General features: G+C 70.4%; 13 protein-coding genes. 5 read left to right on the top strand and 8 right to left on the bottom strand.

Going from position 1 to position 16,423, the window contains the following annotated elements; genetic code table 11:
• The first annotated feature begins 1 nt into the window (after position 1).
• Complete coding sequence (locus FFT09_RS11425) at positions 2–805, top strand: ABC transporter ATP-binding protein (protein ID WP_138382663.1); 804 nt, start codon at positions 2–4, stop codon at positions 803–805.
• A 22-nt stretch (positions 806–827) separates the two neighbouring features.
• On the opposite strand, the gene FFT09_RS11420 is transcribed toward FFT09_RS11425, so the two are convergent.
• Positions 828–3,443, bottom strand: coding sequence for a sensor histidine kinase (locus FFT09_RS11420; protein WP_138382662.1), 2,616 nt, complete (start codon positions 3,441–3,443; stop codon positions 828–830).
• Positions 3,444–3,631: 188 nt separating this feature from the next.
• Between FFT09_RS11420 and FFT09_RS11415 the strand changes: the two genes are divergently transcribed.
• The 3 genes from FFT09_RS11415 to FFT09_RS11405 all read left to right on the top strand — a co-directional run bounded on the left by FFT09_RS11415 (position 3,632) and on the right by FFT09_RS11405 (position 7,152).
• Positions 3,632–4,618 carry an ABC transporter substrate-binding protein gene (locus tag FFT09_RS11415; protein ID WP_176218263.1) on the top strand — a complete coding sequence of 329 codons (987 nt, stop codon included), beginning with the start codon at positions 3,632–3,634 and terminating at the stop codon, positions 4,616–4,618.
• Between the two features lie 23 nt (positions 4,619–4,641).
• Positions 4,642–6,288: a DNA repair helicase XPB gene (locus FFT09_RS11410; RefSeq protein WP_081191751.1), complete on the top strand. Its 1,647-nt coding sequence runs from the start codon at positions 4,642–4,644 to the stop codon at positions 6,286–6,288.
• A gap of 81 nt (positions 6,289–6,369) precedes the next feature.
• Positions 6,370–7,152, top strand: coding sequence for a DUF72 domain-containing protein (locus FFT09_RS11405; protein WP_138382661.1), 783 nt, complete (start codon positions 6,370–6,372; stop codon positions 7,150–7,152).
• 2 nt (positions 7,153–7,154) lie between these two features.
• On the opposite strand, the gene FFT09_RS11400 is transcribed toward FFT09_RS11405, so the two are convergent.
• The 7 genes from FFT09_RS11400 to FFT09_RS11370 form a co-directional block, all read right to left on the bottom strand.
• Positions 7,155–7,733 (bottom strand): type 1 glutamine amidotransferase domain-containing protein, encoded by a 579-nt coding sequence (locus FFT09_RS11400; protein ID WP_138382660.1) that lies wholly within the window; start codon positions 7,731–7,733, stop codon positions 7,155–7,157.
• 150 nt (positions 7,734–7,883) lie between these two features.
• Positions 7,884–9,512 (bottom strand): M14 family zinc carboxypeptidase, encoded by a 1,629-nt coding sequence (locus FFT09_RS11395; protein ID WP_244231326.1) that lies wholly within the window; start codon positions 9,510–9,512, stop codon positions 7,884–7,886.
• A gap of 366 nt (positions 9,513–9,878) precedes the next feature.
• Positions 9,879–11,513, bottom strand: a complete 1,635-nt coding sequence (groL, locus tag FFT09_RS11390; protein ID WP_081191755.1) for a chaperonin GroEL — start codon at positions 11,511–11,513, stop codon at positions 9,879–9,881.
• A gap of 254 nt (positions 11,514–11,767) precedes the next feature.
• Positions 11,768–13,315, bottom strand: a complete 1,548-nt coding sequence (locus FFT09_RS11385) for a serine/threonine-protein kinase (protein WP_138382658.1) — start codon at positions 13,313–13,315, stop codon at positions 11,768–11,770.
• An 86-nt stretch (positions 13,316–13,401) separates the two neighbouring features.
• The gene (locus FFT09_RS11380) at positions 13,402–13,608 is read right to left on the bottom strand and encodes a cold-shock protein (RefSeq protein WP_005441480.1); all 207 of its coding nucleotides are present in this window, start codon (positions 13,606–13,608) and stop codon (positions 13,402–13,404) included.
• Positions 13,609–13,740: 132 nt separating this feature from the next.
• Positions 13,741–14,334 carry an AIM24 family protein gene (locus tag FFT09_RS11375; RefSeq protein ID WP_024875264.1) on the bottom strand — a complete coding sequence of 198 codons (594 nt, stop codon included), beginning with the start codon at positions 14,332–14,334 and terminating at the stop codon, positions 13,741–13,743.
• A gap of 5 nt (positions 14,335–14,339) precedes the next feature.
• Entirely contained in the window at positions 14,340–15,017 is a 678-nt protein-coding gene (locus FFT09_RS11370) for a TIGR00266 family protein (protein WP_081191757.1), read from the bottom strand.
• A 75-nt stretch (positions 15,018–15,092) separates the two neighbouring features.
• Here FFT09_RS11370 and moeA point away from each other — a divergent pair, with 75 nt between their 5' ends.
• Entirely contained in the window at positions 15,093–16,298 is a 1,206-nt protein-coding gene (gene moeA, locus FFT09_RS11365; protein WP_138382657.1) for a molybdopterin molybdotransferase MoeA, read from the top strand.
• Positions 16,299–16,423: the final 125 nt, after the last annotated feature.

The following is a 16,423-nucleotide window of genomic DNA, read 5'->3' as shown; positions in this document are numbered from 1 at the left end:
CATGTCAACAATGCTGGAGGTGTCCGGCCTCTACCACCGTTACGGCGGTGGTGACGGCGCGCACCTCGCGGTGAACGACCTGACGTTCACCGTGGAGACCGGGCAGCTCTCGTGCATCGTCGGGCCGTCCGGCTGCGGCAAGTCGACGATGCTGCGCTGCATCTCCGGGCTGATCAGGCCCTCGGGTGGAGCGGTCGTGCTGCACGGGGATCCGGTGGACGGGGTTCCGGAGGACCTGGCCGTGGTGTTCCAGGACTACAGCCGGTCGCTGTTCCCGTGGCTGACGGTGCGGCAGAACGTCGAGTTCCCGCTGCGCTGGCGCGATATCAGCAAGGCGGAACGCCGCAGTCGCGCCGAGGAGGCCCTGGAATGGGTCAACCTGCCCGGTGTCGGCAACAAGTACCCGTGGCAACTGTCGGGCGGGATGCAGCAGCGGGTGTCGATCGCCCGTGCGCTGGCGCGCCGTCCGGCACTGTTGCTGATGGACGAGCCGTTCGCGTCGGTCGACGCGCAGACGCGGTTCGAGCTGGAGGACCTGCTGCGGACGGTGCAGACCCAGAACGGGAGCACGGTCCTGTTGGTCACCCACGACATCGACGAGAGTGTCTATCTCGGCGACCGGGTGCTGGTGCTGTCGAAGTCCCCCGCGACGATCGTGGCGGACCTGCCGGTCGATCTGCCCGCGGAACGCGAGCAGATCAGCACGCGCGAGTCGGCGGAGTTCGTGTCGATGCGGGCCGAGGTGGCCCGCCTGCTGCACGGCGGGACACCCGCGAAAGCCACGGCCGGTTCCGGCGGCGACTGACGGTGGGGCGGGCGCGCTCGGGTCACGGCCACGTCGTACTTGGTTCGTCGGCCCTGGCGTGCCTGCCTCGCCGCACGGCCTGTTGCAGGCTCGCCATCCGCGCGCGTACCGCCTCGGGTGATCGGTTCACCGGAGGCGGGCGCTCACCGCGGCGATCGCCCGGCCCGTGCCGCTGAGGATGCACGGTGGGCTCGGTGTCGGCCTCGGAGTCCGCCAGTGCCGACGCGATCCCGGCGGGGGCCACCGGTATCGGCTCGGTGCGCTCCGCATCGGTGCCGGCCGGTCCGGCGAGGTCGGGGCTCGCGGCCCAGTCCAGACCGTCCGCCTGCGACGGGTCGAGCTCGCCGCTGTCGGGAAACCATCTGGACAGCAAGTCCCGGTACGCGGGAAGGCGATCGGTCGGGACCTCCTCCTCCAGCGCGGGCGGGCGTCCCTCGTCGTCGTCCTCCGTCGGCCACGCGGGCTGGGCGCCCAGCTCCACGGTGGTCCGCCTCGGCGGCGGCTCGGGCTCGGCTTCCCCGGCGAGGACGCTGCCGATCGGCGCCGGTGATGGCAGCGGCTCGGGCGCTGGTTCCGGCTCCCGCTGCTCCGGGGCCGGAGCAGTCACGTGCGGCGCAGGCTCGGGCTCGGCCGCGTCCGGCCGGGGCGCGGGCAACTGGATGGACTCCGGGATGCCGTGCTCGATGAGATCGGCGGGCACCAGCACCGACGCGGTCAGTCCCCTCGGGCTGGCCTCGCTGAGCCGCACGCGGACGTGGTGGCGCGCCGCCAGCCTGCCGACGACGAAGAGTCCCATGCGCCGGGACACCTCGACGTCGACGCGGGGAGGGTTCGCCATCCGCGCGTTGGCCCTGCGGATCTCCGTCTCGGGCATCCCGGCGCCCCGATCGGTGATGTCGATGCGCCACTGCCGCTCCCGGGTCACCGAGCTGACCACCGAGACCGGTTCGGGCGAGTACGCCGTGGCGTTCTCGAACAGTTCCGCGATGACGTGGATGACGTCGGCAGCCACGTCGCCCCGGACCGACAGCGCCGGGGGCACCTCCACGGCGATGCGCTGGTAGTGCTCGACCTCCGAGAGCGCCGCGCCGATGATCTCCGAAGCGGGCACCGAACCCGGCAGCGGCCGTCCCGCGTCCTCTCCCGCGAGCACCAGCAGATTCTCGCTGTTGCGGCGCATCCGGGTGGCGAGATGGTCGAGTTCGTACAGTCCGCCCAGGATGTCGGGGTCCTGCTCGTGCTCCTCCATGCGGTCGAGCACGGTCAGCTGGCGCTCGACGAGATCCTGGCTCCGCCGCGAGAGGTTCACGAACATCGAGTTCACGTTCTCGCGCAGCATGGCCTGCTCACCGGCCAGCCGCACCGCCTCGCCATGGACGGCGTCGAAGGCCCGCGCCACCTCGCCGAGTTCCTCCCTGGTGTAGACGGGTACGGGCTCGACGGCGCGGGTGTAGGTGTGTTCCGGGGTGGGATGTTCCTCGGTGAGGATGTCGTCCACCGCGGAGGGCAGCTTGTGCTCCGCGACGTCGAGTGCGCTGCTGCGCAACGCCTTCAGCGGCCCCAGCAGCGATCGCGTGATCACGACGGCGAGGATGGCCGCGATCAGCAGGGCACCCAGCACCACACCCGCGTCGGTGCCCGCCGAGCTCCGCGCCTCGGCGGCGAGCGCGTCCGACCGCTGTTGAAGGTGCCCCAGCAGGGCGTCCTGTACCTGCTTGACCAGATTGATCGTGTAGGTGGCCGACGTCTCCCACTCCTGCGCCGACAGCCCGTCGAGGTCACCGCCGTTCTCGGCGCGGGTGAGCACGGCCTCGACGATGCCGTTACCGAGGTCCACCACGAGGCCGATCACCGTGTCGGTGTACATGCGCTGCTGCTGCGGCGTGGCGAACGTCGAGAAGTCGTCCTTCGCCGCGTCGAGCTGCGCCTCGGCGGCCAGCAGTGCGCGCTCGGTGTCCTCGCCGAGCCTGCCCTCCGCCAGCGCGTGCGCCACCACGGCTCGCCGCACCGACATGCGGTCCTTCACCCTGGCGAGCGCGTTCGCGGCCAGCCTGCTGCTGGCCAGCTCGTCGTCCACGGCGTGAGCCACGAACTGATCGCCGACGTCGAGCACCCCGGTGACGAGCTCGCTGTACGAGCGCAGGACCGCCGCCGCGGGCAGTGCCGTGTTCTCCCCCGCGTACCGCAGGCCCGTGAGCATGTCGAGTTCGTCGCCGATGCGGTCGAACGCGGCGAGCGCGTCGGGCGACAGCGCGTGCCGGGAACTGCTCACCGTCGCGGAGAACGTGCCGACGGCGTCGTCCACCCGCGCGCGTTGCTCGCGGAGTTCGTCGATCGAGCCCCGCCTGCCGCCCGCGACGTATCGCACGGTGAGGTCGCGCTCCCGCTGGAGCTGGTGTACCGCCTCGGCGACCGTGGCCTCGACCCGCAGGCGCTCGGCACTCGCCGAGAACCCCGCCGCGCGGTCGAGGTCGTCGGTGGCCCGCAACGCGACCAGGACCAGCACCGCCACGGCGGGGATGAGCAGCATCGCCAGCAGTTTGGTGCGCAACCGCCAGTTGCGGATGCGCCACCGGCCCCCGACATGCCCTGCCGCTGGCGCGTCGTCCGGGGCGGGACGCTTACCGCGACGAGTCACCTGGGCATCCTTTGGTCGTCCGCAACCGGGTCTTACGCTTCGGAAATCATCAGGAGGGTAGCGTCACCCCACCACAATCCGGAGGACGCCCGTGGCCGGAGAAGGGTTGCGAAGCGATGGTATTGCTTCGAGCGGCCGAGGCTCCACACATTGTCTTGAATTTCGCCCTGTGATCTTGGAGGCGGTCGGTGCGAACTCACGCCCGTGTGCTTTTCGTCCTCGCTGTCGTGATGACACTCGGGGCGTGTTCGATTTTCACTGAATCGGCGGAACGCGGCGCGCCGCCGCCGGAGCGGCAGACGCTGCGCGTCGGTGTCGGCAACGTAGTGGAGACCGCGCCCCTGCGCCTCGCCGTCGCCGACGGCCTGTTCCGGCGGGGCGGCCTGCGGGTGGAACTGGTCGAGCTGGCGCCGGAAGACGAACCGATGGCCCAGCTCACCGAGGCCGAGGTCGACGTCGTGTTCGCCGACGGCGTGGAGCTGTTCTCCGCCGTCGCCGACGGCACTCCGCTGCGGATCCAGGGTGAGGCGCACGTCGCGGGCACCGACTCGATGGCGCTCGTCACCCTGCCCGACTCCGCCTACACCGACCTCGGCGCGCTCGACGCGCCCCGCATCGCGGTCCCCGACCGCCGCGGTCTCGGCTCACTCACGGCACGGTCCGTGCTGCGCGCGGCGGGAGTCGATCCGCAAGCGATCGATTTCGTGGTGGTTCCGTTCGACGGAATGGTCACCGCGTTGCGCGAACAACGGGTGGACGCGGCGTGGTTGACGGAACCGCACATCACCCGCGCGCAGAAAGACCACGGCGCCACGGTGCTGGCGGACTGCGCCCACGGCGCCACCGAGGACTTCCCCATGTCGGCCTACGCCGCGACAACGGATTTCGCGTCCCGGAATCCGCGCACCCTCGACCTGTTCCGGGAACTGCTGGCCCGCGCCCAACAACGCGGTACCGACACCGGCGCCCTGCGCCGGGGACTGCCCGGCGCGGGCGGCGCCGGCAGCGTCGGCAGTGTGGACGACGTCACGGCGTCGCTCGTCTCGCTCGGCACCTACCCGCAGGCCGCCAACCCCGAGCGGCTGCAGCGGGTCGCGGATCTCATGCACGGCTCGGGGCTACTCTCCCAGCGACTCGACGTGACCTCGCTCGTGCCGGAACGGGAAATCTCCTGAGCCTGGCACGTATAAAGGAGGGCGTGACTGATGGCCCCCTGATCGTCCAGTCGGACAAGACGGTGCTGCTCGAGGTCGACCACGACCTCGCCGACGACGCACGCATCGCCATCGCCCCCTTCGCCGAACTGGAACGCGCCCCCGAACACGTTCACACCTACCGGGTGACGCCGCTGGCGCTGTGGAACGCCCGCGCGGCGGGGCACGACGCCGAACAGGTGGTCGACGCGCTCACCACCTACTCGCGCTTTCCCGTGCCGCAACCGCTGCTCATCGACATCGTCGACACGATGGGCCGGTTCGGGCGGCTGCAGATTCACCACCACCCCGCGCACGGTCTGGTGATGTCCACCACCGACCGCGCGGTGCTGGAGGAGATCCTGCGCCACAAGAAGATCAATCCGATGCTCGGCGCGCGGATCGATCCCGACACGGTCGTCGTCCACCCCTCCGAGCGGGGACGGCTCAAGCAGGCACTCGTCAAGGTCGGCTGGCCAGCCGAGGACCTCGCGGGCTACGTCGACGGCGAGTCCCACCCCATGTCACTGGACGAGAGCGGCTGGGCACTGCGCGACTACCAGCGCCGGGCCACCGAGGCGTTCTGGGCGGGCGGCTCCGGGGTGGTCGTGCTCCCCTGCGGCGCGGGCAAGACCCTCGTCGGCGCCGCGGCGATGGCACAGGCCGAGGCCACGACCCTGATCCTGGTGACCAACACCGTCGCGGGCAGGCAGTGGAAGCGCGAACTCATCGAGCGCACCTCGCTCACCGAGGACGAGATCGGCGAGTACTCCGGCGAGAAGAAGGAGATCCGGCCGGTCACGATCGCGACCTATCAGGTGATCACCCGCCGCAGCAAGGGCGAGTACCGGCACCTGGAGCTGTTCGACTCCCGCGACTGGGGGCTCGTCATCTACGACGAGGTGCACCTGCTGCCCGCGCCGGTGTTCCGCATGACCGCCGATCTCCAGTCGCGCAGGCGGCTCGGGCTCACGGCGACGCTGGTACGGGAGGACGGCCGCGAGGCCGACGTCTTCTCGCTCATCGGCCCCAAGCGCTACGACGTGCCCTGGCGTGACATCGAGGCCCAGGGCTGGATCGCTCCGGCGGAGTGTGTGGAGGTGCGCGTCACGCTGACCGAGGCCGAGCGCCTCGGCTACGCCACCGCCGAGAACGAGGAGCGCTACCGCATGGCCTCCACCGCCCACACGAAACTCGGCGTCATCTCGTCGATCGTCGACCGGCACGCCGGCGAGCCCACCCTCGTGATCGGCGCCTACCTCGACCAGCTGGAGGAGCTGGGCAGGGAACTCGACGCGCCGGTGGTGCAGGGTTCGACGAAGAACAAGGAGCGGGAAGCCCTGTTCGACGCCTTCCGCCGGGGCGAGATCGACAAGCTGGTGGTGTCGAAGGTCGCGAACTTCTCCATCGACCTGCCCGAGGCGTCGGTGGCCATCCAGGTGTCGGGCACGTTCGGATCGCGCCAGGAGGAAGCGCAGCGGCTCGGCAGGCTGCTGCGGCCCAAGGGCGACGGGCGGCAGGCGCACTTCTACTCCGTCGTGTCCCGCGACACGGTGGACACCGAGTACGCGGCCCACCGGCAGCGTTTCCTCGCCGAGCAGGGCTACGCCTACCACATCGTCGACGCCGACGACCTGCTTCGCCCGCTGTAGGACGGAGGTGCGCGCATTCCGGCCGGTGGCCCGCAGCTGCGGATCGGCACGTCGGGCTGGGACTACCCGGCCTGGCGTGGCGTGTTCTACCCGCCGGGCCTGCCGCACCGGCGCGAGCTGGAGTACCTCTCCCGCCGCGTGAACTCGGTCGAGATCAACGGATCGTTCTACTCGCTGCAACGCCCCGAGCGGTACCGGAGATGGCGGGACGCGACGCCGCCCGGCTTCCGCTTCGCTGTCAAGGGCGGGCGCTACATCACCCACCTCAAGCAGCTGCGCGGCGTGGAGACGGCACTGGCCAACTTCTTCGCCTCCGGTGTGCTCGCTCTCGGCGACGCGCTCGGCCCGGTGCTCTGGCAACTACCGGCCCGCCTGCCCTACGACGCCGACCGGCTCACCACGTTCTGCTCGCTGCTGCCCCGCACCACCGGCGAGGCCGCCGCGCTGGCCCGCCGCCACGACGACAAGCTCACCTTCGAGGCCCACACCACCAGCGAGACCGACCGGCCGCTGCGCCACGCCCTCGAAGTACGTCACCCCAGCTTCGCCGACGGCCGCGCCACCGCACTGCTGCGACGGCACGGTGTCGCACTCGTCGTCGCCGACACCGCGGGCACCTGGCCCTACCTGGACGACGTGACCACCGATTTCGTCTACGTGCGCCTGCACGGCGACGTGGAACTCTACGCCAGCGGCTACAGCGACAAGGCGCTCGCACGCTGGGCCGCCACCATCACCCGCTGGCGCGACGCAGGGCACGACGTCTTCGTGTACTTCGACAACGACGTCCACGCGAAAGCACCCGGCGACGCGATGACCCTGGCCCGCAAACTCGGCCAGAATCCCGCGCCGCCGGGTGCCTGAACTCAGGCGCTCGCGGCCTGCCTGCTGTGCTTGCCCTCCGCGATCTCCTCGACCAGCTTCGAGCAGAACGCGGGCAGATCGTCCGGCTTCCGGCTGGACACCAGCCCGCCGTCCACCACGACCTCTTCGTCGACCCACTCCGCGCCGGCGTTGCGGAGATCGGTCTGGAGACTGGGCCAGGAGGTCATCCTCCGGCCCCGCACCACGTTCGCCTCGATCAGCGACCACGGGCCGTGGCAGATCACCGCGACCGGCTTGCGCTGCGAGAAGAACTCGCCGATGAAGCGCACGGCGTTCTCGTCGGTGCGCAGCAGGTCCGGGTTGGCGACGCCGCCGGGCAACACCAGCCCGTCGTAATCGTCCACCGACGCCTCGGTCACGGCCTTGTCGACCTCGAACGTGTCCGCCTTGTCCAGGTGGTTGAACGCCTGGACGCGGCCCGACCGGGTGGAGATCAGCTCCGGCCTTCCGCCAGCCTGCTCGACCGCCTTCCAGGGTTCGGTCAGCTCGACCTGCTCGGTACCCTCGGGCGCCACCACGAACGCGACTCGACGACCGGTGAGTGTGTCCGCCACCCTCATCACTCCTTCTACTGTCGGGATCACGAATGGGCTACCCGGCCGCCCGTCCCCCCGAAACGACCGTGTCCGCAGCCTGTGTAGCCGTGTCCGCAGGCCCCGTAGCCGTGTCCGCAGCTCCCGTAGTCGTGTCCGCAGCTCCCGTAGCCGGTCCTACCGTCCCGGACCGCCCGCGCAACGCCGCAGGTCGACCTCGGCGCGCTCACCGCGTGCGACAGTGACGTCCACTTCCTGCCAGGCCGCACCGCGAGGCCGCTCGCAGCGCACGGTCCAGCTCTCGGTGATGGTGCCGCCGTCCCTGGCAGGCCGCACCGACGGGTTCACACTCCACTCCACGGCGCCGCCCGGGGCGGTCATCGTGGACGTCAGTTCGCTGGTGAACGGGATCGGCTCGCCCACTCCGCCGTCCGGCTGCCGCACCGGAGCCGTTCGCTGGGTGAAGGTCTTCTCGACCGTCAACGTCGCCCCGCGGGGTGCCGACACGTCCAGCACGGAGTGATTCTCGCGGTCCGCCGCCGCCTCGAACTGGCGCAACAACCCTTCCCGCACCCCGCCGTCGGCGTGGTCCTGCGTGCCGATGCCGAGGTACTGGTCGACGACGCCTTCCTGGTACGCGACATGGAAGTTGCCGCCCTCCAGCTCGAACTCGAAGCCGAAACCGCCGGTCGTGAAGTAGCTCCACTCGCCGGTGGAGCCGCTCGTGTCGTAGAGCTGGTACGACGGGATGCTGTCGTAGCCCGTGGCGTCACCGAGCGCGTCGCCGATGTCGGCATAGCGCTCCTCGTCCGCCGTCAACGGCGTGTCCGACTGCTGCGGCGGTCGCAGCACGAGCCCGCCGTAGTTGTGCACGCTCTGCAGCGACGTCACCTGGTGGGTGGACACCAGATGGCGCACGTTGCGTACTTCGGGCTCGGAGAACGGGCTCGCACCCCGGTAGGTGCCACTCTCCGGATCGGGGCTCGCCCCCCGCCCTCCCCAGTTCACTCCGTAGTTGCGGTTGAGGTCCACACCGAGCCGCTCGTGGGCCGGGTCGGCGCACTCGCCGGGAGTGATCTCGTCGTCGCCGTCGACCACCCGGCAGTTCTTGCGCTTGTACTCCTGCAGGTAACTCCGGGAGAGGTCGTAGCCGTCCACGTTCACGATCGGCACTAGGATGATCCGCGCCCGCTCCAGCAGACCGGTGACGCGCGGATCGGTGCCGTCGTGCTCCACCAGGTCGTGGGCGAACTCCATCACCATCTCGGCCGTCGGCCACTCCCGTGCGTGATGTGTACCGACGAGCAGGAACACGGGCCTGCCGTCGCCGTCGGCCACGTCGCGCGCGATTTCCAGGCCCCGCACCTCCTTGCCCAGCAGTGACCGGTGGGGCAACGTGATCGGGCGGACCAAGTCGGGGTTCGCGGTGGCGAGCCGGTCCATCTCGGTGCCGTAGTCGGCGAGGGTTCGGTAGGTGTTGCGGCCGCTGGGCAACGGCGACGCCGAGGCGGTGCGGGCTCGCGCCTCGTCCTCGGCGAGCACCGTGCGGGTGTGCGCGGCGAGGTCGCGAATCACGACGTCGTAGTGGAACCCGGAGTTTTCGAGGGCGCGCCGGTCCTCTGGGCCGTGCGCGTAGACCTCCAGATAGCCGTCGCCGGGCGCGGGTGCCACGTCGGCGCCCGTGGCGACGAGCCGGTTCGCCTCCGCGGCGGTCGGCGTCGGCACACGCAGGAGCGCGACGGCATCGGCCCCGTCGGCTCGGCCGGCCTCGTCGGTGGACTGCGTCGGCTGCGCGTACGCGGGCACAGCGGCCAACGTGACTGCGACGGCGGACGCCAGCACCGAAGCTCGGCGGCGTGTTGCGGATCTTCTGCCCATGTCTACCTCCCGGTCAGAGTAGCGACACGGAGCGTAAGAAAGTTCGTTAGGACAGCGAAAGGCCCGAACGTACGACGTTGGCTGCTACCCACAGTGCGAACACGGCTACACAACCTGCGGACACGACTACACAACCTGCGGACACGACTACACAGGCTGCGGACACAGCTACACAGGCTGCGGACACGACTACACAGGCTGCGGACACAGCTACACAGGCTGCGGACACGACGAGGCCCGGTCCCCTGATCGGGAACCGGGCCTCGTCATACCTCTGTGGCTAGAGGGCGGAAATCACATCATGCCTTCCATGCCACCCATGCCGCCGGTGGGGTCGGCGCCGCCACCGTTGTTCTTCTCCGGCTTGTCCGCGACCACGGCCTCCGTGGTCAGGAACAGGCCCGCGATGGAAGCGGCGTTCTGCAGCGCCGAGCGCGTGACCTTGGTCGGGTCGGGCACGCCCGCCGCGAGCAGGTCCTCGTACTCGCCGGTCGCGGCGTTGAGGCCGTGGCCCTGCGGCAGGCCCTTGACCTTCTCCACCACGACGCCGCCCTCGAGACCGCTGTTGATGGCGATCTGCTTGAGGGGGCCCTCGACGGCGACCTTGACGATGTTGGCGCCGGTCGACTCGTCGCCCACGAGCTTGAGGCTGCCGAAGGCGGCCTCGGCTGCCTGGAGCAGAGCCACGCCACCACCGGCGACGATGCCCTCCTCGACGGCGGCCTTGGCGTTGCGCACCGCGTCCTCGATGCGGTGCTTGCGCTCCTTCAGCTCGACCTCGGTGGCGGCACCGGCCTTGATGACCGCGACACCGCCGGCCAGCTTGGCCAGGCGCTCCTGCAGCTTCTCCCGGTCGTAGTCCGAGTCGCTGTTCTCGATCTCGGCACGGATCTGGTTGACCCGGCCCTGGATCTGGTCGGCGTCGCCCGCGCCCTCGACGATGGTGGTCTCGTCCTTGGTGACGACGACCTTGCGGGCCTTGCCCAGCAGCGAGATGTCGGCGTTCTCCAGCTTGAGGCCCACGTCCTCGCTGATGACCTGACCACCCGTGAGGATGGCCATGTCCTGCAGCATCGCCTTGCGGCGGTCACCGAAGCCCGGCGCCTTGACGGCAACGGACTTGAAGGTGCCACGGATCTTGTTGACGACCAGGGTGGCCAGGGCCTCGCCCTCGACGTCCTCGGAGATGATCAGCAGGGGCTTGTTGGCCTGCATGACCTTCTCCAGCAGCGGGAGCAGGTCCTTGACGTTCGAGATCTTGGAGCCGTACAGCAGGACGTACGGGTCCTCGAGCACGGCTTCCTGCCGCTCCGGGTCGGTGGCGAAGTAGCCGGAGACGTAGCCCTTGTCGAAGCGCATGCCCTCGGTGAGCTCCAGCTCAAGCCCGAAGGTGTTGCTCTCCTCGACGGTGACGACGCCTTCCTTGCCGACCTTGTCGAGCGCCTCGGCGATCAGCTCACCGATGGTCTTGTCGGCCGCGGAGATGGACGCCGTGGCGGCGATCTGCTCCTTGGTCTCGACCTCCTTGGCCATCTTGTGCAGCTGCTCGGTGACAGCCTCGACGGCCTGCTCGATGCCGCGCTTCAGCGCGATCGGGTCGGCACCGGCTGCGACGTTGCGCAGCCCTTCCTTGACGAGAGCCTGCGCGAGCACGGTGGCGGTGGTGGTGCCGTCACCGGCGACGTCGTCGGTCTTCTTCGCGACTTCCTTGACGAGTTCGGCCCCGATCTTCTCCCACGGGTCCTCGAGCTCGATCTCCTTCGCGATCGAGACACCGTCGTTGGTGATCGTCGGCGCGCCCCACTTCTTCTCGAGCACGACGTTGCGGCCACGGGGGCCAAGCGTCACCTTGACGGCCTCGGCGAGGGTGTTCAGGCCGCGCTCAAGACCGCGGCGGGCGTCCTCGTCGAACGCAATCAGTTTGGCCATTTGAGTGTGGTCCTCCGGTAGTCAGGACACGTCCTCGGCCAGGCTCGGTGCCCGCGACGGACGACCAGTTCGGGTTTCGCCGAACGTGGCCTCACCGTCCCGACCTTCAGGCGGTGATCGTCGACCGACCGCCTAGCACTCGACGGTGCCGAGTGCCAATTTCGTGTTTAGCACTCTCCGGGGCCGAGTGCAAGCAACGGGGCGCACCACCGCCCGGTCGTGCCGCGGCCGTCACCGGGCGACGCACAGCGGTCTCAGCCGCCGGGAACGATCGGAATGCTCGTCGGCGGCAGCCCGCCGGTCGGCCCTGAGTCCGTGCCACCGGTGGGATCCCCCGGGCCGACGGGGATTTCCGGCAGCGTGCTGTTGTCCGACGTCTCCGAGCCGCCGGGCACCGGAGCGTTGTCCCCGCCGCCGCCGCCGCCGTCGTCGTCGCCGGACGTGAGCAGGACCACCACGGCGATCCCCGCACCGACCACGACGGCCGCCACGAGGGCCCACACCCACCACGGCGGGGACTTCTTCCGGCCGCCTCCACCGGGCCCGCCGGGCGCACCGGGTCCACCGGGTTGCGGATAGCCCTGCTGGCCGTATCCGGGAGGGACGCCGACTGGCGGGGAGCCGTGTGGCGGAGTGCCGTAGGGCGAACCCATCGGACCGGCCTGCGGTGCGGGCGGCTGCCCGTAGCCGGGGCCGGGCTGTCCCTGCTGCGGCGGAGGCATCCCCGGCGGCTGGCCCGCCGGAAATCCCTGCCCCGGCGGGCCGACACCGGGGGGCTGCTGGCCGAACGCGCCGGGCCCGGGAGGCGGACCCTGCGGACCCTGCCCCTGCGGAGCCTGCGGTCCCTGCCCCTGCGGACCTTGCGGCCCGTTGCCGTGTTGCGCGCCGAACGGCTGCACCGGCGCCCCCTCTCCGTGTCGGGCGGCTTCCTGTCGGCGGTCGCGCGGCGCGCCGCCACTTCGCTCCACTGCCGTGCGCGCCGCCGCGACGAGTTCCACGCAGTTCGGGTAGCGATTTTCCGGCGATTTGGCCATGCCCCGGCGAACCACGTCGTCCACGGCGGGCGGGATCGACGGCACGGCACCGGAGACCGACGGCACGTCGCCGCTGAGATGTCCCTTGATGACGGCCTGGACGTCCCCCGTGAAGGGTGGTTGCCCGGTCAGGCAGGCGAACAGCATGCAGGCCAGTGCGTACTGGTCGGTGCGCCCGTCGAGCGGCTCGCCCCGCAGGTGCTCGGGAGCGGCGTACGTCGGCGAACCGAGGAAGTCGCCGCTGCGCGTCCGGTGTCCCGTGGTCCCGCGCCGCGTCAGCCCGAAGTCGGCGATGTAGACGTGTTCGCGGGCCGACTCCCGGCTGGTCACCAGCACGTTGGCCGGTTTGACGTCGAGGTGGACGAGACCGCGGTCGTGCAACGTGTCGAGCGCGTCGGCGACCTGGTCGAGCAGCCCCAGCGCCCGCGGTGGCGGCATGGCCCGTCCCGCGACGAGGCTCGCCAGGTCCGAACCGTCGACGAGCCGCATCGCGATGTAGAGCATCCCGTCGAGTTCGCCGAAGTCGTACAGCGGCACGATGTTCGCGTGGTCGATCGCGGAGGTGTTGCGTGCCTCGTCGACGAACCGCTCGCGGAACTCGGCGTCGGCACCGAGGTGCTCGCCGATCACCTTGAGCGCCACCTTGCGCCCCAGCCGCACGTCGGTGGCCCGGTACATCACGCTCATGCCACCTCGGCCGAGCACACCGTCGATGCGGTAATTGCCCAGCCGCCGACCCGTCAGGTCGGCCGACTCCTCGCCTGCCACAGAGCGCAGCCTAACGTCCGCGAATCGGTCCCGGCGCCAGTGTCTCGTGTCCAGGACAGATACACCGGAAGACCGGGACCGACGTTCTACGAGACCTTTCGGACGTCCGCGGCCTGACTACGGCCGTCACGCCCGGCCGTGATCTCGAATTCCACCCGGTCGCCCTCGTCGAGGGTCCGGAAACCCTCCGCCTGAATGGCGGAGTAGTGTACGAAGACATCGGGGCCCTCGGGGGACTCGATGAATCCGTAGCCTTTTTCCGCGTTGAACCACTTGACCGTGCCGACAGCCACGGCGTCCTCCTCGTGACAAACCACAACGCGGCAGTGGTGCCTACCGCGTTCCAAGCGTCGATCACGCTACCCGAAGAACGGCTCAGGGCAATGGTCAATTCGCGGTAAACACGCGCTGTGAGCACGCCTCGGTCAACCGCGACGGCGAGTGTGGACGAACACGGTTCCCGGCCCCGCCGCGTCGAGCGCGAGTCCCTCGCCGGTCCGGATCGACTGCGGCAGCGCGGGATCGAGCGTGCGGAGCCGAACCTGCACCGTGTCGGGGAAGGCCAGCACGAACAGCGGGTTGACCGTGACGAGTTCGCCCGCCTTCAACGTCAGTGAGTCCACCGGGCCACGGCACGACAGCACCAGCGAGCCGGTTCCGCTGACGTGCTTGAGAAAGCCGGTGTCACCGCCGAAAAGGGACTGGTGCGCCGGCCACGGGTGGTCGTGACGCACGGTGGCCGGCCTGGCCAGCACCGCGTCGCGCGCCACCGACCAGCCCAGCTGACCGCCGAGTTCCAGCGGATAGACGTCACCCGGATCGCGGGGCGCCAGGTCCAGCCAACCGCCCTGCGCGGGGGCGGTGAAGACCACGGGACCGGACCCCTTCGACCTGCCGGACCGCGTCACCCCGTAGCTGTGCGCGAGCACGGTGTCGGGATGGGCCTCGACGGCGTCGCCACCGGTGAGTTCGATGCGGGCGACGCCGAAAGCGGGAGTGTGCCTGGTGTGGACTCGCATCGCGCTCACCTGGACGGCATGCGCGCGACCAACCAGCCCAGCAGGGCGTCCGGGTTGCGCGTCTGCGTGAGGATCTGGCCGGGTCCGGCGAAGTCGAAGACGAGGCCCTCGCCACTCTTGAGCGACTGCACCACGCCCTGGGACACTCGGCGCAGCTGCGTCTGCACGGTGTCGGCGTAGGCGACCACGTGGCCGGAATCGACGGTCACGTACTCGCCCGGCTGAAGGGTGACGACGTCGATGGCCCCGTAGCAGGCGACGACGAGCTGGCCCTGCCCCTGTGCGTGGGTGAGGAATCCGCCCTCGCCACCGAAGAGGTTGCCGAACCCGCCCCAGCGGGTCTCCAGCGCGATGCCGTGGGAGTTGGCGAGCCACGCCCCCCTGGTGACGCACCAACCCACCCGGCCGTCCATTTCGAGGACCTGGACGTCGCCAGGAAGCCCGCCCGCGACGTCCACCCAGCCGCCGTGCGGCGGCGCGGTGTAGGTGGTGACGAACAGCGACTCGCCGCCGAGCACGGCACGGCTGAGCCCCTTCATGACGCCGCCCTGCGCGCGTGACTCCATCTGCATCCCATAGCTGGTGGCGACCATCGCCCCCGACTCCACCTGCACCGGCTCCTGCGGCGCCAGCGACAGCCTGGCCACCGCGAAGGAGGGTTGATGCCGAACCTGTACCTGCACGCGACTCTCCCCTGTTGTGCGACGTCTGCGCGGTGAAGTTTTGCATGACGCCCCGCGACCGCGAGGATGGTCCGCGTGATCTCCGTCGAAGAACACAGCGCCAGGGTTCGCGAGGTGGTCGGCGACCGGCCGGTGGTGCGGCTCCCGCTACGGGACTGCGCGGGACTCGTGCTCGCCGAGGACGTCGGCGCCGGTGTCTCCCTGCCGCCGTTCGACAACTCCGCCATGGACGGATACGCCGTGCGCGCGGTCGACGTGGCCGGAGCCTCCGGCGGCACACCCGTCGCGTTGCCCGTGGCCGCCGACATCCCCGCGGGGCGCACCGACGTTCCGCCGCTGGAGTCCGGCACCGCACACCGCATCATGACCGGGGCGCCGATGCCGCCGGGGGCCGACAGCGTGGTCATGGTGGAGCACACCGACGCGGGAACCGAGCGTGTCCTGATCTCCACGCCCGTCGCGGCCGGCACGCACGTGCGCCGCACCGGCGAGGACGTGACGGCGGGCGCCACGGCTCTGCGCGCGGCAACGGTGCTCTCGCCTGCACACCTCGGCCTCGCCTCCGCTGTGGGCCTCGACCGGTTGCCCGTGTTCGCGCCGCCGACGGTGCTGGTGGTGTCCACCGGCACGGAGCTGGTGCTGCCGCCGGAACCGCTGCGGCACGGGCAGATCTACGAGTCGAACAGCGTGATGCTCGTCGCGGAGCTGGCCGCGCTGGGCTGCCGGGTCGAGACGGTCCGCAGTGTCGCCGACGACGTCGCCGCGTTCCGCGCCGCCCTCGAACCGAAGCTGCCCGGCGTGGATCTGGTGCTCACGTCGGGCGGGGTGAGCGCGGGAGCCTACGAGGTGGTCAAGGACGCACTGGCCGGTGCGGGGGTGGAGTTCGGCAAGGTGGCCATGCAGCCCGGTGGCCCCCAGGGTTGCGGGCAGTGGAACGGGGTGCCGGTGGTGACGTTGCCGGGCAACCCGGTGAGCGTGCTCGTGTCGTTCGAGGTCTTCGTCCGGCCCGCGCTGCTGGCCGCCCTCGGGCACACGCGGGTGCAGCGGCCCCACGTGCGGGCACGGCTGACCGAGACGTTGACCTCGCCGCGGGGCAAGCGCCAGTTCCGCCGCGGCCTGCACACCGCACGGCACGGCGAGGTCACCGGTGTCGTGGGCCCTCAGGGAGGTCCGGGCTCGCACCTGCTCGCGTCGTTCGCGCAGGCCAACTGCCTGATCGTGCTGGAGGAGGACGTCACCGAGGTCCCGGAGGGCGGCATGGTGGACGTGCTGCTGCTGTGAGCCGCCGCCCTCGACCCGACCATTCACGGCACCCTTTGTAACGTTTTCCACACAGCAGGTTATCGACGAGGGCTTTTCGCCCTACCATCGACGGTCCGCGGCCGGGTGGCGTACGACGTCGGGGG

It is taken from the genome of Saccharomonospora piscinae, assembly GCF_005862235.1.
GTDB lineage: Bacteria > Actinomycetota > Actinomycetes > Mycobacteriales > Pseudonocardiaceae > Saccharomonospora > Saccharomonospora piscinae.
Note: the sequence above shows the minus strand (reverse complement) of the source record. Positions and strands in the feature narration are given on the sequence as shown.

Bases quoted from the DNA above. Each gene is read 5' to 3' on its own strand.
- FFT09_RS11425 (WP_138382663.1), top strand. From the start codon at position 2: ATGTCAACAATGCTGGAGGTGTCCGGCCTCTACCACCGTTACGGCGGT.
- FFT09_RS11400 (WP_138382660.1), bottom strand. From the start codon at position 7,733: ATGAGGGTGGCGGACACACTCACCGGTCGTCGAGTCGCGTTCGTGGTG.
- groL (WP_081191755.1), bottom strand. From the start codon at position 11,513: ATGGCCAAACTGATTGCGTTCGACGAGGACGCCCGCCGCGGTCTTGAG.
- FFT09_RS11375 (WP_024875264.1), bottom strand. From the start codon at position 14,334: ATGCGAGTCCACACCAGGCACACTCCCGCTTTCGGCGTCGCCCGCATC.